Source organism: Plantactinospora sp. B5E13, from assembly GCF_039871775.1.
Lineage (GTDB): Bacteria > Actinomycetota > Actinomycetes > Mycobacteriales > Micromonosporaceae > Plantactinospora.
On the sequence record NZ_JBDPLT010000014.1, the window covers coordinates 41,245 to 61,255 of the forward strand.

11 protein-coding genes, 2 tRNA genes and 2 pseudogenes are annotated in these 20,011 nt (G+C 71.1%); 4 read left to right on the plus strand and 11 right to left on the minus strand.

Translation table 11 applies throughout. The annotated features are described in order from the left end of the window. Nucleotides 1-243: 243 nt before the first annotated feature. The 3 genes and pseudogenes from ABGB05_RS15190 to ABGB05_RS15200 form a co-directional block, all read right to left on the minus strand. Nucleotides 244-534, minus strand: a pseudogene (locus ABGB05_RS15190) (VOC family protein); the annotation flags it as partial. A gap of 133 nt (nt 535-667) precedes the next feature. Further along, nucleotides 668-1,063, minus strand: a complete 396-nt coding sequence (locus ABGB05_RS15195) for a VOC family protein (protein WP_347653964.1) — start codon at nt 1,061-1,063, stop codon at nt 668-670. A gap of 12 nt (nt 1,064-1,075) precedes the next feature. Further along, nucleotides 1,076-1,849 (minus strand): ArsR family transcriptional regulator, encoded by a 774-nt coding sequence (locus ABGB05_RS15200; RefSeq protein ID WP_347653965.1) that lies wholly within the window; start codon nt 1,847-1,849, stop codon nt 1,076-1,078. Nucleotides 1,850-2,297: 448 nt separating this feature from the next. Here ABGB05_RS15200 and ABGB05_RS15205 point away from each other — a divergent pair, with 448 nt between their 5' ends. Further along, nucleotides 2,298-5,114: a BTAD domain-containing putative transcriptional regulator gene (locus ABGB05_RS15205; protein ID WP_347653967.1), complete on the plus strand. Its 2,817-nt coding sequence runs from the start codon at nt 2,298-2,300 to the stop codon at nt 5,112-5,114. A 56-nt stretch (nt 5,115-5,170) separates the two neighbouring features. Here ABGB05_RS15205 and ABGB05_RS15210 read toward each other — a convergent pair whose 3' ends face one another. Further along, entirely contained in the window at nt 5,171-8,332 is a 3,162-nt protein-coding gene (locus tag ABGB05_RS15210) for a VCBS repeat-containing protein (RefSeq protein WP_347653968.1), read from the minus strand. 276 nt (nt 8,333-8,608) lie between these two features. On the opposite strand from ABGB05_RS15210, the pseudogene ABGB05_RS15215 reads away from it, so the two are divergent. Then, a pseudogene (locus ABGB05_RS15215) lies at nt 8,609-8,719 on the plus strand (SDR family NAD(P)-dependent oxidoreductase); the annotation flags it as partial. A 134-nt stretch (nt 8,720-8,853) separates the two neighbouring features. Here the strand turns inward: ABGB05_RS15215 and ABGB05_RS15220 are convergent. Continuing rightward, complete coding sequence (locus ABGB05_RS15220; protein WP_347653970.1) at nt 8,854-10,302, minus strand: MFS transporter; 1,449 nt, start codon at nt 10,300-10,302, stop codon at nt 8,854-8,856. Between the two features lie 21 nt (nt 10,303-10,323). Here ABGB05_RS15220 and ABGB05_RS15225 point away from each other — a divergent pair, with 21 nt between their 5' ends. Beyond that, on the plus strand, nt 10,324-11,148 hold the full coding sequence (locus tag ABGB05_RS15225) for a winged helix-turn-helix domain-containing protein (protein WP_347653971.1): 825 nt from the start codon (nt 10,324-10,326) through the stop codon (nt 11,146-11,148). Nucleotides 11,149-11,429: 281 nt separating this feature from the next. Here ABGB05_RS15225 and ABGB05_RS15230 read toward each other — a convergent pair. The 4 genes from ABGB05_RS15230 to ABGB05_RS15245 all read right to left on the minus strand — a co-directional run bounded on the left by ABGB05_RS15230 (nt 11,430) and on the right by ABGB05_RS15245 (nt 15,607). Then, nucleotides 11,430-11,503 (minus strand) — tRNA-Ile (locus tag ABGB05_RS15230). Nucleotides 11,504-11,758: 255 nt separating this feature from the next. After that, nucleotides 11,759-13,156, minus strand: coding sequence for an FAD-dependent oxidoreductase (locus ABGB05_RS15235; RefSeq protein ID WP_347653972.1), 1,398 nt, complete (start codon nt 13,154-13,156; stop codon nt 11,759-11,761). Continuing rightward, nucleotides 13,143-15,338: an MMPL family transporter gene (locus ABGB05_RS15240; protein ID WP_347653973.1), complete on the minus strand. Its 2,196-nt coding sequence runs from the start codon at nt 15,336-15,338 to the stop codon at nt 13,143-13,145. Before ABGB05_RS15240 ends, ABGB05_RS15235 begins: the two co-directional genes overlap by 14 nt. Nucleotides 15,339-15,534: 196 nt before the next feature. Continuing rightward, nucleotides 15,535-15,607, minus strand: a tRNA-Asn gene (locus ABGB05_RS15245). A 277-nt stretch (nt 15,608-15,884) separates the two neighbouring features. Here ABGB05_RS15245 and ABGB05_RS15250 point away from each other — a divergent pair. Further along, complete coding sequence (locus ABGB05_RS15250) at nt 15,885-16,289, plus strand: hypothetical protein (protein ID WP_347653975.1); 405 nt, start codon at nt 15,885-15,887, stop codon at nt 16,287-16,289. Between the two features lie 157 nt (nt 16,290-16,446). On the opposite strand, the gene ABGB05_RS15255 is transcribed toward ABGB05_RS15250, so the two are convergent. Together ABGB05_RS15255 and ABGB05_RS15260 are read right to left on the minus strand one after the other, a co-directional pair. After that, nucleotides 16,447-17,454, minus strand: coding sequence for a sugar phosphate isomerase/epimerase family protein (locus tag ABGB05_RS15255; protein ID WP_347653976.1), 1,008 nt, complete (start codon nt 17,452-17,454; stop codon nt 16,447-16,449). Between the two features lie 329 nt (nt 17,455-17,783). Next, the gene (locus ABGB05_RS15260; RefSeq protein ID WP_347653978.1) at nt 17,784-19,934 is read right to left on the minus strand and encodes a ThuA domain-containing protein; all 2,151 of its coding nucleotides are present in this window, start codon (nt 19,932-19,934) and stop codon (nt 17,784-17,786) included. Nucleotides 19,935-20,011 lie beyond the last annotated feature (77 nt).

Consider the following 20,011-nt stretch of genomic DNA (forward strand, 5'->3'; position numbering starts at 1 on the left):
CAGGACGGTCTGTGGGCGCCGCCAGGCGGGGAAGCCGGCTCCCCGGCCAGGCCGTGGCCCTCAGATGGTGAGCTAACCGCGCCGCCGGTTACCTCGCAGGTAAATGTTGATGTTGACCGACCCTAACGGGCATGACGTCGAGATGTCTAGATCTTTCGACGGACTCGGCCATACTTTTGCTCGTGGCAACAAAAGGATCGGTTGTACTGATCTTCGACCGCCTGGTCCGGCGCACCCGTCCGGTCGGTCAGGGGGGACCACCGCGAGAAGACGATGTCGGACTGCCAGATGAGTTCCGGCGCGTAACGGGATGGCTGGCTGGAAGAACAGTCGCGGACCCACGCCCGAGGGATCAACGCAGGCGAACGCCGGACCCTGCCGCTCAACCGGCAGCGTCCGATCGACATCGCCCCAGGTGGCAAACCCCTCCGGTGGCGGCGGTACGACGTACCCCGACGCCTCGCACCAGAATCGAGCGACACGCTCAGGTTCCGCACACTCGACGGTGATTTGGAACTGCTTGACCGAGGCCATCAGCCCACCATGGAGGCAGGCAGCGAGAAGAGAAGCGCCGAAGGTTCCCTGGACGGGCCGCGCACCAACCAGTCAGGACAGACCGGGTGCGAACCCAGCCGCGCCATGAACTGGGCCAAGCCGGCGACGACCGTCAGGGGGTGGCTGGTCGGCCGGCGGGTTGGAAGAGTTCGACGAGGTTGCCCGCGGGGTCGGTGAGCAGGATCTGGCGTCCGCCGGGGCCGGCGATGACGTCGCTACGGAACGACAACCCGGCGCTGCGTAGTCGGTCGATCTCGGCATCCAGGTCGTCGACGACGAGGTGGATGCGGTTGCGTCCAGCGGTGGTGGCGTCGTCGGGGGTGGCGCGGGCGCCGGAACTCGCCGGGCCGGACACCAGCAGCCGCAGCGGGCCGCGTACGACGTCCGCGAAGGCTGGCGCGGCACTGGTGTTGAGGGCGAAGCCGAGGTGGGTGGTGTAGAAGTCGACGGCCGCCTGAACGTCGTCGACGATGTATCGGACGCTGGCGTACGGTTCGGACGCTGTCACGGCTGGTCTCCTTCAGGATCGGATGGCGCTGAGGACGGGCAGCAGGTGCCTGACGCGGGTCTCGATGTCAGCCGCAGTACGCCGGAAGGCGAGGTAGCCGGCCTGATCGGTGCCGCCGGCGGCGGGGTCGGGAATGCTCCAGTGCACCCGCCGGGGCTGGCCGGGGAAGTCGGGGCACGCCTCGCGGACTTTGTCGCAGAGGCTGATGACGTAGTCGAACCGTCGACCGGGCAGGGTGTCCCAGTGCCGGGGGCTCTGGCCGCTGATGTCAATGTCGAACTCCTCGCGGAGCACCCGTACGGCGTTGGCGTCCAGGTGCGGCTTGGGCCGGCCACCGGCACTGATCGTCTCGACCTGACCGTCGGTGCGGCGACGGAGCAGAGCCTCGGCGATCGGCGAGCGGGCGCTGTTGCCCGTGCACAGGAACAGCACGCCGACACGGGGCGAGCGCGGCAGATCAGCCGGAGACACACCTGGCGCGACGTGCTCCCGGCTCAGCGCCGGGTGCAGGGCAGCCCCGGTGTCTGCGAGTGCGTCCGCGCAGCGGTCCAGATCCAGGTGGTAGTAGCTGTCGCGGCCGTCGAAGCTGCTGCGGGCCGACGTGACCAGCCCGCCGTCGCGCAGCAGCCGCAGATGGTACGAGACCAGGTTCTGCGGCTCGCCCACCAGCGTCACCAACTCCCGGACCCGGTAATCGCTGGTTGCGAGCTCGGTCAGCAGCCGCCAGCGCAGTGGATGGGCGGCCAGGCGCACGAACGCCGGGGCACTCCGACTCGACACCGCCACGACTGCAAGTTACATCAAACAGACGTGATCCATCAAGCTGATTTGATTAACTGACCTGGCTGAAGGGGGGCCTCCACCAGCCCGGCGAGGTCAGCGACGTCGGACTACCCCTGCCCGCCGGCGGGCGGTCCGACCTGCGGCTGCCGGCAGTGCGTGCGCGAACGGTCAACCGGACGTAGGCGGCTGCTCGCCACGCTGGCCGGCCGCGTGGTACCGAGCGCGGTGGCCCAGGATCAACGTGGCGAGCAGGTTCACCACCTGCCGACGCCGACCCGGATGGTCGCGAGTCGCTGAATCGCCATGGGGCGGCTCGAGCTTCGGCTACGCTGCTGCGGACTGTCCGTGTAGAAGCGGCGAGGGTCGCGCACCGGGGCCGCCATACCGCCGTTGAGCGCTGGGACTACTGGCCACGACGTGTGGTCGGCGGGGGTATCCGTTGGATTTTCGTGTGCTCGGTCCGCTGGAGGTCCGTGACGAGTCGGGCCGGACGGTGGCTCCGGTCCGGAGGAAGCCGCGACTGCTCCTGGCCATTCTTCTGCTCCGGCCGAACACGCTGGTGGCCTCGGACACGCTCGTCGACTCGCTCTGGTCGGAGCGTCCGCCAGCATCCGCGGCGGCAAACCTCCAGTCGTACGTTTCGGACCTGCGGCGCACCCTGCACAGCACGGCGCTGTCGGGGCGGGAGCGGATCGTCACGACCCGTGGTGGCTACCTGCTGAGGGTCGAACAGGACGAGTTGGACGCCGCCGTCTTCGAGCGGCTGGCGGCCGACGGGCGGCGTCACCAGACCGACGGGCGCCCCGCAGCCGCCGCCGACGCACTGCTGCGCGCATTGGCGCTGTGGCGTGGGTCGGTCCTGGACGGGCTTGTCCTGCCCGAAGCCGTGCGGCTGGAAGCCGACCGCATGGAGGAACTCCGCGTCGCCGCCATGGAGGATGCCTTCGACGCCCGGCTCGGGCTCGGCGCACACGTCGAACTCGTACCGGAACTGCGGAGTTGGACCGCCCGCCATCCGCTGCGCGAACGGTCGTGGGGACAGTTGTTGCTTGCGCTGTACCGCTGTGGTCGCCGGGCCGAGGCCCTGGATGCCTACCAGCGGTGTTGCCGGTTGCTGGACCAGGAACTGTCGGTACGGCCGGGGCTGGCGTTGGTCGAGCTTCATGCGCGTATCGCGGCGGCCGACCCCGGCCTGGAACTGATCATGACCGGTGAGGTCGTCGGCACGCCGCCGGTTCCCGCCCGGCAGCTACCCGCGGACGTCTTCCACTTCACCGGCCGCGCCGAGCACCTGCGTCGGCTGGACACCGTCGCCTTCGGCGGCAGGGGCCGACCGACCACGGTGGTGAATCTTGCGATCACCGGTACCGCGGGAGTGGGCAAGACGACTCTGGCGGTGCACTGGGCGCACCACGCGGCCGCCCATTTCCCCGACGGGCAGTTGTTCCTCAACCTTCGCGGCTTCGACCCGTCAGGGCCGCCGCTGACGTCCGCCGAAGCGATCCGGGTCCTGCTCGAGGCCCTGGGCGTGCCGGCGAACCGTGTCCCCGGCACGACCGAGAGCCAGGCGGGCCTGTACCGGAGCATTCTGGCCGACCGGCGCGTCCTTCTGTTGCTGGACAACGCCCGGGACGCCGAGCAGGTACGCCCGCTGTTGCCCGGCGCGCCCACGTCGCTGGCGGTCGTCACGAGCCGCGACCGGCTCATGGGGCTGGCGGCTACCGACGGGGCGCAGATCCTGTCGGTGGACCTGCCTGACGCCGGCGAGGCCGGACGGCTGTTCGGTAGCCGCGTCGGGGGGCACCGGCTGTCGGCGGAGCCGCAGGCCGCCGCCGCGCTCGTCGAAACATGCGCACGGCTGCCGCTCGCGCTTGCCATCGTTGGCGCCTATGCCAACGCGCACCCCCAGCTGTCCCTGACGAGTCTGGCCGACCAGCTGTGCTCCTCCGCCAACGCTCTGGCGTCGTTCGCCGGTGGAGACGCCGCCACCGATCTGCGTCGAGTTTTCCTGTGGTCGTACCGCGCGTTGACCCCAGCGGCGGCCGAACTGTTCCGCCTACTCGGGGTCCACGCCGGCCCGGACATCGGCACACCGGCCGTGAACAGCCTCGTCGGCCTCGACGCGACCACCACCCGTCGGTTGCTCCTGGAGCTGACCGGCGCGAACCTGCTCACCGAGTACACGCCCGGCAGGTTCACCTGTCACGACCTGCTGCGGGCGTACGCCCGTGAGCTGGCCGACGACCCACAGGTCCGACACCTACGGCTGGCCGCCGAACGCAGGCTGGTCGACCACTACCTCCACACGGCACACGCCGCGGCGCTTCAGCTGAACCCGCATCGGGACACGGCCACCCCGATGCCAGCGGCCTCCGGAGTCACCCCGGAACGCCTCGACAGCTCGGATCAGGCGCTGACGTGGTTCAGAGCCGAACATGCCAATCTGCTCCACGCCGTCGAGCTGGCGGAGGCGTCCGGCCACGAGATCCAAGCGTGGAAACTGGCCGGGACGCTGACGAACTACCTCGACCGACACGGTTGCTGGCAGGACCTGGTGACGGCCCAGCGTGCTGCCCTGCGGGCGGCACGACGGTTGGCCGACCCGGTCGCGGAAGCCGCTGCCCGGCGCGGCCTCGGACTCGCGTACGCCAGCGGGGGCCAGCTGAACGAGGCACCCGCGCACTACCACGCGGCGCTCGAGCTGTACCGGTACGCCGACGATCACGTCGGCCAGGCCCACACCCACCGGAACCTCGCCTGGGTACGCGGCCAGCAGGGCAACCACATCGAGGCGCTCCGCCACTCCGAATCCGCTCTGGAACTGTTCCGGCGGGCCGGCCACCGCGCCGGTGAGGCCAACAGTCTCAACGCCGTCGGCTGGTACCGCGCCCTCGACGGTGCCCACGGCGAGGCGCTGGCTCTCTGCCGGAAGGCCCTGGACATGCTCCAGGCGCTCGGCCACACAGCCGGTGAGGCGTACGCCTGGGACAGTCTCGGCTACATCCACAGCCGCCTCGGCGACCACGCGGAGGCGGTCACCTGCTTCCACCGCGGGGTGGCCCTGTTCCGCCAGGCCGGTGACCGGTACTGCCTGGCCGACGTGCTGACACATCTCGGCGACGCCCAGCGCGACGCCGGTGACCGCGACGCCGCCCGGGCCGCATGGCGGGAGGCCGGCGACATCCTGGACCAGCTCGGGCACCCGGACGGCGAGGCCGTCCGGGCGAAACTCCGCATGCTGGACGAACATCCGGCGGGGTGTCGGTAGGGCCGGTGCCGGGTGTCGCGCGCCGTGCCGGTACGGCGCGCGACACCGTCGAGCCCCTAGTCCGGCCGGCCCCACTCCAGCACACCGGACACGAAACTGGCGGCGAATCCGCCACCGGTGGAGACACTGCACGAAACCCGGGTGTCGGTGACACTCCCACCGACCCGTCGGCAGTAGTCGGCCCGACCATCGCCGTTGACGTCCGCCCAACCACGGCCGGTGTGGAAACCCCAGTCGATGTTCCCCGAGGTGACCTCGGCGCCGAAGCCGGTGCCGGTCGACAGCAGGCAGGACAACCCCGCGTCGCTGTGGTTGGCCGTACCCCGGACCCGGCAGAAGTCCGCCCTGCCGTCGGCGTTCACGTCGGACCAGGTACGGCTGCCGGGCTGGCCCCAGTCCGCCAGGCCGGAGACGACGGTCGCGCCGAAGCCGGTACCGGTGGACAGGGTGCACGCCATCCTCGGCTCGGCGATCGAGCCCACCCGGCGGCAGTAGTCGGACTTGTGGTCACCGTTGACATCGGCCCACACCCGGTCCGAACCGAATCCCCAGTCCGTCGGCTGCGAGGTGAACGACGCCCCGAAGCTGCCTCCGGTGGAGACCGTGCAGGTCACGTACGCCGCGGTGTGGTTCGCGGTACCGACGACCCGGCAGAAGTCCGCCTTGCCGTCCCCGTTGAAGTCGGTGAACGCCCGTCCGGCCGCGGCACCCCAGTCCAGGTTGGCCGAGTTGATGTCGCCGCCGAACCCGGTGCCGGTCGAGGGGGTGCAGGACACGAACGCGTCGGTGTGGTTCGTACCGCCCCGCACCCGGCAGAAATCGGCTCTGCCGTCGCCGTTGACGTCCGCCCAGGACCGCCCGGGGGAGTGCCCGGCGTCGAGCTTCGCGGAGGCGATGGTGGTGCCGAAACCGCCGCCGGTCGAGAGCGTGCACAGCGCGTACGCGTTGGTGCGGTTGTCGGCGCCGCCGATCCGGCAGTAGTCGGCCTTCCCGTCCCCGTTCATGTCAGCCCACTGCCGCCCGACCAGGTACCCCCAGTCGATGACGCCCGACGTCACCGTCGCGCCGTAGCCCGAGCCGGTCGACAACGTGCAGGAGACCCTGCTGTCCTGCTGGTTGACCGTGCCAACCCGACGGCAGTGGTCGTCCTTGCCGTCGCCGTCGACGTCGACCCACGCCAACCCCGCCGGCCCGTACTCGCGTATCCCGTGCAGCTGCCGGTCCAGCACCTTCGGCAGGCTGCTCGAACACGCCGGCGACTCGGGGCAGCTCGCCGCCCGCTCGACGTTGCCCTGCAACGCCCGGTAGAGCACGCCGTCCTCGTTCACCATGAGGGTCCCGTCGGCGGGGGTGAGCGGCATGGCGGTGTACGCCCGGCTCGGGATCCGCCTGACCAACTGGCCCCAGTCCGGGCCGGCCACCTCCGTGGCGTCCGCGCCGCTACCGAACGGGACACGGGCACCGCCGACGACCTGTGCGACCGCCGTCAGGGTGTCGCCCGACTTCCCCTGTACGAGGGTCTTCGTGGCGGGAACCGTCGGCAGTGCCTGGTACGCCCGCGGCGGCACCGCCCGTACGTGCAGTGCCCATTCGGCGCCGTAGCCGACGTCGGTGACCTCCTGCGGGTTCGCGAACGGGATCACCGCACCACCAACGATCTTGGCGACCGGGGTACTGCCGTTGATGCCCTGGATCAGGGTGCCGTCGGCCGGCACGTCGGCCCGCAGCTCGTTGAAGACCCGGGTCGGGATGATCTGCACCTTGCTCGGCCAGTCCGTCCCGTATCCGGCGTCGATGAGTTCCTGCGGGCTGCCGAAGTTGATCCGCGCCCCGCCGACCATGGCCGCCACCGGCGTGGCCGCGCCCCCACCTGAGCCCTGGATCAGGGTGTTGTCGGTGGGGATCCTCGGCCTCGCGTGGAAGAACCGCGCGGGGACGGCGCGGACCTTGCTCGCCCAGTTGGTGCCGTGTCCGGAGTCGATCACCTCCTGCTCGTTAGCGAACGGGATGACCGCCGTACCGGCGATCGCGGCGACAGCGGTGGAGACACCACCGGCAACACCCTGGACCAGGGTGCCGTTGGCCGGTTCGAAGCCCAGGGTGTGGTAGCTGTTCGCGGTGATCGCCGTCACCTTGCCCCGCCAGCCGGTGCCGTGGCCGGTCTCGATCACCTCCTGCTCGTTGGCGAACGGAACGAGCGCGCCACCGAGCGTCGCGGCCACCGGAAGATCGGTGCTGCCGGCCACGGCCTGGACGAGGTTACCGTCGGCGGGTCGCCGGTTCATGTGGTCGCGGGCGTCGATCGACCAGTCCGACACCTTGACCGGGGTGCCGCAGTTGACCGGGGCGGCGCACGACTCCTGCCAGAGCGGGGCGCCTCCGACGAACACGTACACCTGACCACGCTGGTCGATGGCGGACGAGCCGTTCCGCGGGGTGGCCGGACCGGCGTCGATCACCGCCTGCGTCGTCGGACGCGACTGCGGCTCGCAGATCCGGTCGTCGCAGGTCGCCTGCCAGACCGGCGCGCCACCCACCATCTTGTAGATCCGCCTGGTGTCGGTCGTCGCCAGTACGGTGCCGTCGGCGAGGCCGCGAACGTCCGTCACCGGCTGCGGCGCCGGTGGCGTGGGCGGCGTGGTGCCGCCGGTGCCCGGCCCGCGTCCCGGGGCACGAGTGAAGTTGTCGCCGCACGCCACCGCCAACGTGGAGTTGATGGGTACCCGGCAGACACCGAACGACATGGGGATCCGGGCCACCGATGCCGACAGGCTGCAGTAGCCACTGCCCTCGGCCGGCACCAGTCTCGTGATCACCTTCCGGAACACGTATTCCGTGTACGGGGTCATCCGCACGAACTCGCCGGCCTCGGTCGGCACGGAGAGTTTCGTCGACCAGTTGATCTGCATGCTGACCTGCGTCTGGAAGCCGGCCTGCACACTCAGCTCGACGATCTTGTCAAGGCTCAGCCCGCCCTGGACGGTGATGGATGCGGTCTTCGTCTGCGACCAGGTCAGGGAGTATTCGCCGACCTCTCTGGTGTGTGCGTTGCCGTACCGCCCGACGGGCAGCGAAGCCTCCTGCTCCAGCTCGTTCTCGGCCCACGACAGGACCGTGTGCTCCGGCCGGGTGTTCCAGCAGGGGTCGCGGTACCAGTCGTCGGCGGCCGCCGCCGAGGGCCGGACCGTCACCGCCGCCACCGACAACAGCACGCTCATGACCACCAGCGCGAAGAGCGTCGTTCCGCGCCACGGCGGACCACCGTCGTTCCCTTCCCTGAACCGCCGCGAGACGTGGCGGGAGAGCCCTGGCATACAACTCCCATCCTGGACACCACCGACGCTGCCGGCCGTCACCGGGCGCGTCGGACCCGATCGAGGCCTGATCCGGTCGGGCGACCCTGCCGGAGTCGGCTACACGGCCGCCATACACGTACGTATGGGATCCGCGGTCGCGTTGACCTCAGCCAGGGTTCAGGTGCCGCACTGTCGGCCATGGATCTCGACGGTTCACGCGTCGCCATCACCGGCGCGGCACGTGGCACCGGTCGGCTGCTGGCCGAGGCGTTCGCCGAACACGGAGCACAGATCTTCCGCTCGGCCCGCGCCCTGCCGGACGGCCGGCGGGCCGCGGCAGTCGACGGCGCTCTCGCTTGGCGAGCATCACTGTTCGACGGACGGGACTGCTCGCCGTCGGGGCGGGCGGCCCCGTCAGGCAGATCTGCCGGAGCGGCGATCTTTCAGCCAGGCAGCAGCGACCCGTCCACCTGTCGTCGGACCAGCGCCATCGTCAATGCCCCCGCGAGGAGGAACAGCACGCCGAGAAGAATCCAACCGGGCGAACCGTGCTGAATCGCGGTCGCCGTCACCACCAGCGGCGCGAGCATCGAGCCCAGTGCCGCTCCGGTCTGGCTGACACCCTGATACGCGCCGACGTTGGCCGGGTCGGCAAGCTCGAAGGCGAGCGTCCAACTGCCTGCCTCGGACAGGATCTCGGCGAGGCTGTGTGCCACGGTCGCGAGCGTCAGCACCACCACGACGACAGCGATCGCGCCGTGGGCGGACAGGGCGTACAGGCCACAGGCCAGCGCGAGCAAGGTGCCGGCCCCGGCGACCGCGCGGCCGGCCGAGCGGATGGCTTTCGCTCCGCGTGCCGCCCAGACCTGAAGTAGGGACACGATGACGGTATTCAATGCCAGCATCGCCGCGATGGTCGCCGGGGGCGCCTTCGTCGAGCCGGCGACCCAGAGTGGTACTCCCACCGTGAGCATGCTGACTTGCATGCTCATGACGGCGTAGAGGCCGGTGATGGCCAGATAGGTCCGGTCGCGCAGTGGTGATCGGCGTCCGCCGGCCGTCCGAGACCCGTCGGTCGCGGTGAGCTCGGCGCCGCGGTCCATCCGGCGCAGCAAGAATGCGGAGACGAACAGCAATGCTCCGGTGGTGAGCATCGCCAGCAGATATGCCGGTTTCGTGTCGAGCACGAGGGCGACGGCTGCCAGCGCGGTTCCCACGCCGATGAAAGCGTTGGTGATCACCCGCAGGCGGGCGCGCATCTCCACGCGGTCCGGGCCGGTGAACGACTCGGCGATCATCGTCGTCAGGGCGGTGCGCTGCATGGCCTGTTGTCCGACGGCGGCGCAGGCGACGACAACGAACGCGGCCGGGGTGTGCGCCAGGAGGTAGGCCACCAGCGCCAGGCCCTGGCCGGCGGTCGTGGCGAGCAGCACCCGGCGCGCGCCGACGACACGGGCCAGGTAGCCCGCAGCCAGCGCGGCGGGGACGGCGACCGCCCCGGCGATCGTCAACCCGAGCGCGACCGTGGTCGCGGCGAAGCCGGCGACGTGGGTGAAGAACAGCACGCTGACGCTGAAGAAGACTCCCTTGGAAAGCGAGCTAATCATGGTGGCCCAGGTCAGCGCGCGGGCGACGGGATCGTCCGGACGCAGGTACCGCCGAACCCAGCCGGCCGCCGCCGACCTGTGGCGGTCTGTCACAAGAAGCATGCCGTCAGTTGTCGCAGGGTACCGACCGGCCACGCCAACGATGTAGCCTTTTGCTTCATGGTCCGGTACGAGTTGCTCGGCATGGATGTCGCCGATCTCCGATTCGCGGTGTCCCCGCTCAACGAGGCGGTGCTGTCCCTCCGGGCTTGGCGCGATCCAGGACGATATCCGCTTCAGTTGCACTGACTACGCACGCTCGAAGCCGTGCGCGGCAGCCTTGACGAGGCCATGCTGCTCGCATTGACGGACGTACGGCTGTGGACACCCGACTTTCTCAACCCGCGTCCGCACTCACCGCTGACCCGCTTCGACGACGAACTCGCGAAACTGGCCAGTACCGACCCGACGGTCATCGAACGAGACCTGCGAGCGGTGCACGGCGCGACGCCACTTCCCGAACCGCTACAGGGTTCCGCCGCGGAGGTGCTCAATCGGATCATCGATGCGCTCGCCGCGTACTGGCGGTTCTGCTTCGAGCCGCACTGGCCACGGATGCGGGCGATCCTCGAAGGCGACGTCACGTTCCGAGGACGACAAATCGCCCAGCGGGGTCTCGCCACGATGCTCAGCGGATTGTCGGACACGGTGCGGCTCGTCGGAAACGTGGTCGAGGTACGGCTGCGCTCGAAGCTCGACTACGCGCGACCGGCCAATGGCGGGCTGACCCTGGTGCCGAGCCTGTGGACCACCAACGCCTCGACACCCATCTCGGCCGACGAGCCACCGATGATCCTCTATTCCGCGCGTGGCGCGGCGACCCTGTGGGAGCCGCAGGCCCTGCCCGCTCCAGACGGTCTCGCAGGACTGCTGGGCACCACTCGGGCCGGTCTGCTCAGCCATCTCAACACGCCCGCATCCTCCACCGAGTTGGCCGCCCGCCTCGGCGTCACCCCGACAGCGGTCAATCAGCACCTCCGAGCATTGCGTGCGGGCGGACTGCTGGTCGGCACCCGACACGGCCGATCGGTGCTCTACCGCCGCTCCGACCTCGGCGACATGTTGGTTACCTCGGCCGCTCCGCATTCGTGAGGCCCTCGCAGCCCATCGGCGCGGCCGTCCACCAACATCGGCGGACCGCCAGACACCGCCCCGGCGCGCCACCTCCGGCACCGCTCACACCAGCAGGGCCCAACCCGGGGGCGTACCCGATCCGGTCGATCACCGCGGCCCTCGGAGCACTCGGCCGTCCGCGCACGACGACGGCCGCACCATGCAGACGCCCAGGTCTCACCCGGTCACAACGCGTTCGCCAGGGCGGTTCGGGTACCGCCACGTCCACTTTCACGTTTTCCCAGCTCAAAGGTTATGGGTGGGGCGGGCGGGACTCGAACCCGCGACCGAGGGATTATGAGTCCCCTGCTCTAACCGACTGAGCTACCGCCCCGCGCTGGCAGCGCCCGGGATCGTATCCCGGTATACCGCCGACCGACCACCGACATCGCAGCCGAGCACCCCGACGGGAGCTGACACGGTCGAGTGTCCGGTGACGCCACCGGGCCCGGCGTATCCCGCCGGATCCGGCACGGCGAGGATAGCAACCGGAGCCGACAATCGGGCGACGCCGCATCGGCCCGTCAGCCCCTGCCGGGGACCTGATCCGATCACCCTCGGGACCGGGGGATTACTCGGGACCGAGGGATTATGAGTACCCCGCTGCCACGGAGCCGGCACCCCGCAGCCGTCGGAGGATCGCACCGGCGGCGCGCCAGCCGCTGGCCAGGGCCCCCTGCGCCGACGGGCTCGCCCGGTGGTCACCGGCCACGAATAGGCCATCCCCCAGCACCACCGGTGCACGGAGCCGCCGTCGCGGGGGCGGGGTGGCGGGCAGCGCCGCCGGCACCGCCACCGTGGTCAGGTGCTCCCAGTCGTCGACCGGTACGCCGTACAGCCGGGCGAGTTCGGCCCGGACGGCCGGCTCCGGCGGGGCCGGCGGCCCGGCGACCGAGGTGGCGACCAGGTGCCGCCCGGCCGGGGCGTACGTCGGCGCGGCCAGACTCGGCACGACGGTGTTGGCCACCAGGCCGCCCCGGTCCCCGTCGAGCAGCAGGACCGGTTCGTCCAGCGGCGGCTGTGCGGTCGAGTGGTAGTACGTGGTCAGCCCGTTCATCCGTACCGGCGGCAGGCCGGGGAGCAGCCGGTTGGCCGTACCCGGGTCGACGGCGACCAGGACGGCCCGGCAGCGGATCGGGCCGGCCGCGGTGGTCACCAGCCCGGACCGGACCGAGGTGACCGGCACGCCCAGGGTGATCAGTGGGGTGGGCAGCGTTGCCGCCAGCGCTGCCGGCAACGCCGCCATCCCGGCCGCCGGCAGCCCGATCCGGCCCCGGGCGAAGGCGCGGACGACCATCGCCAGCACGTGGCTGGAGGTGGTCAGCTCCCGCTCGCCGAAGACTCCGGAGAGGAACGGCCGGAGCAGTTCCTCCATGCCCCGGTCCGAGAGCCCGACCCGACGCAGCTCCAGCTCGGTGGTCAGCTCCGGCACCGCCAGCAGCCGCTCCACCGGGTACGTGGCGCAGCGGGCGGCGTACCCGGCCAGCCGGAGCCGGTCGAAGGCGTACCCCACGCTGCTGATCCGCTCCGCGCCCGCCGTCCGGGCCAGGGCACCGACGGCCCCGGGTGCCTGTCCGATCCGGCCGAGCTGTGCGGCGTCGGCAAGGCCGGTGAGCACGGTGCGGGCCGCGCCGAGCGGATCGCGCAGCGGGTGGACCATCCGGTGCAGACCCGCGCCCCGCCGGACCAGTACGCCGTGGGTGAGGAGGCCGAGCTCCAGGTCGTCCGGGTCGAGCAGCGCCGCCTGCCGGGGGTAGGCGGTGTTCACCACCTGGAAGCCCCGGTCGAGCAGGTAGCCGTCGACCCGGTCGGTGGCGACCCGGCCGCCGAGCCGGTCGGCGGCCTCGACCAGGACCCACGGGGTGCCGGCCCGGTGCAGCCGGCGGGCGGCGGCCAGCCCGGCCAGGCCGCCGCCGACGATCACGACGTCGGTTTCGGCGGGTGGCGCGGTGCCGGTCGCCGGTGCCACCGGGTCACCCGTCCGCACCGGAACTCCCGCCAACGGGTGGGGGCGCGTCCCGGGCCAGCCGGGACGGCCACCAGATCACCGGTCCGAGGTCGTGGCTCAACGCCGGCACCAGCAGCGTGCGGACCACGATGGTGTCCAGCAGTACGCCGAGCGCGACCGCCACGCCCAGTTCGATCAGGATCACCAGTGGGAGTACGGCGAGCGCCGAGAAGGTCGCGGCGAGGACGATCCCGGCCGAGGTGATGACGCCGCCGGTGACGACCAGTCCGCGCAGCACCCCGGCCCGGGTCCCCTGTCGGACGGCCTCCTCACGGACCCGACTCATCAGGAAGATGTTGTAGTCGATCCCGAGTGCGACCAGGAAGACGAAGGCGAACAGCGGGAAGGACGCGTCGACCCCGGGGAACCCGAAGACGTACCGGAACAGCAGCGCGCAGAGCCCGAGGGTGGCCAGGAACGACAGCACCACGGTCAGGATCAGCAGCACCGGGGCGAGCAGGGAGCGCAGCAGCAGCGCCAGGATCACCACGATCACCGCGAGGACAACCGGGATGATGACGTTCCGGTCCCGGATCGCCGCATCCGAGGTGTCGACAGTGATGGCGGTGAATCCGCCGACCAACGCGTCCGCACCGGGCACCGCGTGTACGGCGACCCGCAGCTGGCGTACGGTCCGCTCCGCCTCCTCGCTGTCCGGCGCGGCGGTCAGGGTGGCCAGGAGCTGGACCCGCCCGTCCACCACCTTGGGTTCGGCGGCGGTGGACGGAGCACCGGACCCGTCGGGGCTCCCTGGCTGGCCGCCAGGCTGCCCACCGGGGCCGGCCGGGGCGCCGGGCGGGGTGGCCGGCACGGCGCGGACGTCGGCCACCCCGGGCACCGCCCGGGCGGCGGCCAGCACCTGGTCGGCGGCGCCGGCGGCGGTGAAGATCTCGGCCGGGGTGCCCTGTCCGCGGGAGGGGAAGTGCCGGTCGATCGCCTCCTGGGCGACCACCGAGTCCGGCCGGTTGGTGAACAGTTCCGTCTCACCGAGCCGGGTGCTGCCGAGCTGGGTCACTCCGACGGCGAGCCCGACCAGGACCAGGCTGGTGGCCAGCCAGACGAGCCGGGCGCGACGGGCAACGAAGTCGGCGGTCGGTTTCCAGAGCCGGCCGACGGTGGCGGCGTGCTCCCGGTTCGGGGTCCGGGGCCAGAACATCCACCTGCCGCCCAGCATCAGCAACGCGGGCAGGAAGGTGAGCATGACCACCAGGGTGGCCGCGATACCGACGGCGGAGACCGGGCCGAGGGCCTGGTTCGAGGTGAGGCTGGAGAGCAGCAGGCAGACCAGGCCGGCGATCACGGTGCCGGCGGAGGCGACGATGGCCGGGGCGGCGCCGCGCCAGGCGGCGAGCATGGCCCGGACGATTCCCTCGTGGTGGCAGAGTTCCTCGCGGTACCGGGCGATCAGCAGCAGGGCGTAGTCGGTGCCGGCACCGAAGACCAGCACGGTGAGGATGCCCTGGGCCTGCCCGTTCAGCATGATGACGCCGGAGGCGGCCAGCTGGTGGACGGCGAAGGCGGCGAGCGTGTACGACAGGCCGGCGGCGAGCATCGGGATGACCCACAGGATCGGGCTGCGGTAGACGACGAGCAGGATGACCAGTACCACGCCGAGGGTGACCAGCAGCAGTGGCCCGTCGATCGAGGAGAAGACCTCGACCAGGTCACCGAGGAAGCCGGCGGGGCCGCCGACCGCGACCTGCAGGCCGTCCGTGGCGGTCTCCCCGGCGGTACGGCGCAGTTCGCCGACCAGTTCGGGGGTGCGGTTGCCGTCCGCGCTGTCGACCGGCACCACCACCTGCAGCGCCCTGCCGTCGTCGCTGGGTATCGGCGGCGACAGCGGCGGGACCACCCCGGGCAGCTCGGCGAACCGGGCGGTCGCCGCGGCCACCCGCTGCCGGTCGGCGTCGGTGAGCCCGCTCTCCCGGGTGTAGACGACCAGCGCGGGCACGGTTTCCCGCTCGGCGAACTCGGCGGAGAGCCGCTGGGCCCGGGTCGCCTCCGCGTCCTCCGGCAGGAACGCCGCGTTGTCGTTGACCGCGACGTCGCTGAGCCGTCCCGCGTACGGCCCGGCGAAGGCGCCGACGGCCAACCAGCCGAGCACCAGGAGACCGGCGACCAGCAGAGCGACCCGGCTACGGGATCCGGCCATCTTCTCCATCCGTTCCGGGTGCGGTTTCCCCGAGCGCGCGTGGGGGCGCACCCGTCGACGCGTGGGGGGCGCACCTGTCGACCCCGCCGCCTCCGGAAGGTACCGGCTCGGTGACCGAGCCGCAGCGCGACGGCGCGGACGCGTCGGAGCGGTCCTGGAACGAACAATGCCCGCCAGCTGGCCGGCGGGCATCAGATGAGAGGAGCTCCCCCGATTGGACTCGAACCAATAACCTGCCGGTTAACAGCCGGCTGCTCTGCCAATTGAGCTACAGGGGATCGCTAGTCCCGCTGCGGATCTCTCCTTCGCGGTGCGACGGGACAAGAGTACAGGACGAGCGGGGGTGGTGGTCCACCGGGTTCTCCCCCGACGCCGGCCCGGGGCCGTCTCCCCGGGACCGTCTCCCCGGGACCGGACAAATCGTCAGGTCGACCCCAACCAGGCATGACTACGGTGGAGGATGGGTACGGACCTGGAGACAGACGACGCAGGCGCGAGACACCTCACCGCCGGGAACACCGGTGGACGGAGCGCGTCAACACGGAAGGAGCCGCCATGCGCGGAAAGCTGTGGTTCGTCGGCGGGCTGGCTGTGGGCTTCGTCCTGGGCGCCCGCGCGGGCCGGGAGCGGTACGAGCAGCTGGTCATGCAGGGTCGCAAGGTTCTCGACCACCCGACGGTGCAGGAGGCGGCCGGGGTGGCCCAGGCCCAGGCGAACCGGCTCTACGCCGAGGGCAAGGACCGGCTCAGCCACACCCGGCTGGGCGAGAAGCTCGGCGCCGCCGCCGGCAACGGCACCACCGGAAACAACGGTGGGTCGGCCGCACTGGTCGCTGGAGACAGCGGCACCGAATCCGGCACCTCGTCGAAGTCGACCACGTCGTCGGGGTCGACGTCCAGCCCCTCCCCGGCCAGCGCCTCCCGGTCCGGTGGCGCCGGTACCAACGGCACCACGTTCTGACCGGCCCGGCCCGACCCCGGGCCGGGGAGGCTCACACAGACGGGTGACCCGTCCGGCCATGGCCGGACGGGTCACCTCTGGCTGTCACGCCGCCTCCGGCTGTCACGCCGCCTCTGGCGGTCGCGGTCACCTCTGGCGGTCGGGCCGGCGACCGCGCTCAGTCGCGGCTGCTGAACGCCGCGTCGAAGGCGGCGTTCGGTGCGTCGAAGGCCAGCCGGCGGACGAACTGCAACGCCTCCGGCGCCCCGACCAGCCGGTCCATCCCGGCGTCCTCCCACTCGACGGAGATCGGGCCGTCGTAGCCGATGGCGTTCAACGCCCGGAAGCAGTCCTCCCACGGCACGTCGCCGTGGCCGGTGGAGACGAAGTCCCAGCCCCGGCGCATATCGGCCCAGGGCAGGTGGGACGAGAGCCGGCCCCGGCGGCCGTCACCGGTACGGACCTTCGCGTCCTTGCAGTCCACGTGGTAGATCCGGTCGGCGAAGTCGAAGATGAAGTTCACCGGGTCCAGCTCCTGCCAGACGAAGTGCGACGGGTCCCAGTTCAGCCCGAACGCCGGCCGGTTGCCGATCGCCTCCAGGGTCCGCTTGGTGGTCCAGTAGTCGTACGCGATCTCGCTCGGGTGCACCTCGTGGGCGAACCGCACCCCGACCTCGTCGAAGACGTCGAGGATCGGGTTGAAGCGGTTGGCGAAGTCCTCGTACCCCTTCTCGATCATCGACGGCGGCACCGGCGGGAACATGGCCAGGGTGTGCCAGATCGACGAGCCGGTGAAGCCGACGACCGTCTTCACCCCGAGCTTCGCCGCCGCCCGGGCGGTGTCCTTGATCTCCTCGGCGGCCCGCTGCCGTACTCCCTCGGGCTCCCCGTCGCCCCAGATCCGGGCCGGCAGGATGTCCTGGTGCCGCTCGTCGATCGGGTGGTCGCAGACCGCCTGCCCGACGAGATGGTTGGAGATGGTGAAGACCTGCAGGTTGTACTTGGCCAACGTCTCCCGCTTGCGGTCGACGTACGAGGGGTCGGCGAGGGCCTTGTCGACCTCGAAGTGGTCACCCCAGCAGGCGATCTCCAGCCCGTCGTAGCCCCACTCCGAGGCGAGCCGGCACACCTCCTCGAACGGCAGGTCGGCCCATTGGCCGGTGAAGAGCGTGATGGGTCGCGCCATGGTCTTCTCCCTGTTGATCACACGCGGGATTCGCGACTGCGCCGTACGCGGCGCCGGTGGACCGGGGCGAGGGTGACCGTCCGGGACGGCGGCGAAGTTCTCCGGCGACGTGTCCGGCGCGTGCGTCACCCGCACCCGAGCCGGGCGGGTTGCGCCTCCCGCCTGGTCGCCGGCCACCACCGAGGATCGCCGAGACCACTCTAGGCGGTCGCGGCCGGACCGAGAAAGACCCCGTACCCGTGACGGATCGCCCCGGACCGGTGGGCTCCGGTCCGGGGCGATCGGGTGGTGGGGTGGGCGGTCCCGGTCACGCGGCCGGAACCGAAGGGTCAGGGCAGGGTCCACCGCTGGTTGGCGGCGCCGGAGATGCACTGCCAGAGGTGTACGTCCTGACCGTCCGCCGAGCTGTTGTTCGACACGTCAAGGCACTTGCCGGAGTTGGGGTTACGCAGCGTGCCGTCGGACTGGGCGGTCCAGTTCTGTGCCGCCCCACCGTTGCAGGTCCAGAGCTGGATCTTCGTACCGTTCGCCGTGCCCGCACCGGAGACGTCGAGGCACTTACCGAGGGCCCGCAGGGTCTGCCCGGTACGGGTCCAGGTCTGCCTGGCCGAGTTCGGTGCGCAGGTGTTGATCTGTGCCTGCGCCCCGTCGGCGCTGCTGCCGCCGTCGATCTCCAGGCACTTGCCGGCGAGCCCGACCACCGGCCCGGTCCCGGTGCTGCCGCCGGTCGAGCGGACCAGGGTGAACTCGTCGACGTCGTAGAGCCCGCCGCCGGAGCCGGCGACGGTCAGGTAGAGGTTCTGGGTGCCGCTCGGCACACCGCTCAGCGCGGTGCTCACCTCGGTGAAGTTCTCCCAGCCACCGGTGTTCGAGATCGTCGCGGTGCCGTGCACCGGGCCGGTCTGGGACCCGGTCCGGACCTGGAGGGTGCCGCCGGCACCGCCGGAGGCGACCCGGGCCCGCAGCGAGGTGACTCCGGACAGGTTCTGCCCGTTGTACGCGGCCCAGTCACCCGGGTCGAGGTACCCGATCGCCGAGCCGCCGACAGCGCTGGCCTTACCGACCACTGTGACGCCGCTCTGCGCACTGAACGCCTCGGCCTGCACCGTGGTGTTGCCGACCGGGTCCGGGCCGGGACCGCTGCCGAGCTCCTTGATCCGGATGTTCCGGAACGACACGTCGTCACCGGTGCCGTGGTTCTGGATCCCGACGTACCCGGCCAGCGACCGCACCGGGTCGGTGTTGGTGAAGTCGTTGACCAGCACACCGTTCAGGTAGACCCGCAGCCGCTCCCCCTCGACCAGCAGCTCGTAGCTGTTCCACTCCCCGGGCGGGTTCAGCGCGGCGTCGCGGGCGGTGATGTCCGCCGACTTGAAGCCGTAGATCGCGCCGGTGGTCCGGTCGGCGCTGTCGGTGGCGTCGATCTGCACCTCGTAGCCGTTGTCGATCGCCGACTGCGGGTCGGTCGACGCCGGGAAGCCGACGAACACCCCGGAGTTGTCGTCGCCGGGCATCCGCCAGTCCAGCTTCAGCGAGTACGAGGTGTACTGCTTGGCGCTGTACCAGTACAGGCCCATGCCGCCGACCGAGGTCAGCGTGGCGTCGGAGTTGCTGAAGCTGCCCGGCCCGGCCTGGGACCAGCCGGTGGTCGAGCCGTTGTAGATGGCGGAGTAGCCGGTCTCGGGCCGACAGTCCGCCTTGGTCCGGCCGGCCGCGTACCGGATGCCGCCGAGCAGGTGCGCCCGGAACGCCGAGTCGGTGTACGAGGCCTGGGTGTGCCCACCGCCGGTGTAGAAGGAGCGGCCGCCCTCGTACGTCTTGCACCAGGCGTGCGGGTGGTCCGTGCCCATCCCGCCACCGGAGTACGACGACTCGTCCAGCGTCGCCAGCACCCGGGCGGTGGACCGGGCGTTGGTGCGGTAGTTGTACCACTCGTCGGTGCGGGTCCAGGTCTGCGGCAGGTGTGCGGTCGCCGCGTGCGCCCGGTTCTCGACCTTCACGTTGGCCTGCTGGATCGCCGGGTGCGAGGCGAAGTACGCCCCGACCAGGTTGCCGTAGAACGACCAGTCGTACTCGGTGTCGGCGGCGGAGTGCACCCCGACGTACCCTCCGCCACCGCGGATGTACGACTCGAAGGCAGTCTGCTGAGTGGCGTTGAGTACGTCACCGGTGGTGTTCAGGAAGACCACCGCCTCGTACTGGGCAAGGTTGCTGGTGGTGAACCCGGTCGAGTCCTCGGTGGCGGTCACGGTGAAGCTGTTCGCCGCGCCGAGGTCTCGGATCGCCTGGATCCCGGCCGGAATGGCGTCGTGCCGAAACCCGGCGGTCTTGGAGAAGACCAGCACGTCGTACGGGGTGTCGGCGGCGCTGGCCGGGCCGGCCGGCACCGTGGTGCAGGCCAGTACCACGAGCGCGCTGGTGGTGAGACCGAGGACCGAGCGGATCGGCCTCCGGTCGGGGCGGTGCGGTCGTCTGCGCATCGTCGCTCTCCTCGTGAGGGCGGTGGGATGAGGACGGTGGGAAGGGCCCCTCCCGCTGCGGATCGCGAGGAGGCCCC

Coding starts and splice junctions, on each gene's coding strand:
- ABGB05_RS15210 (WP_347653968.1), bottom strand. CDS start 8,332: ATGAGCGTGCTGTTGTCGGTGGCGGCGGTGACGGTCCGGCCCTCGGCG.
- ABGB05_RS15240 (WP_347653973.1), bottom strand. CDS start 15,338: ATGGAGAAGATGGCCGGATCCCGTAGCCGGGTCGCTCTGCTGGTCGCC.
- ABGB05_RS15250 (WP_347653975.1), top strand. CDS start 15,885: ATGCGCGGAAAGCTGTGGTTCGTCGGCGGGCTGGCTGTGGGCTTCGTC.
- ABGB05_RS15255 (WP_347653976.1), bottom strand. CDS start 17,454: ATGGCGCGACCCATCACGCTCTTCACCGGCCAATGGGCCGACCTGCCG.
- ABGB05_RS15260 (WP_347653978.1), bottom strand. CDS start 19,934: ATGCGCAGACGACCGCACCGCCCCGACCGGAGGCCGATCCGCTCGGTC.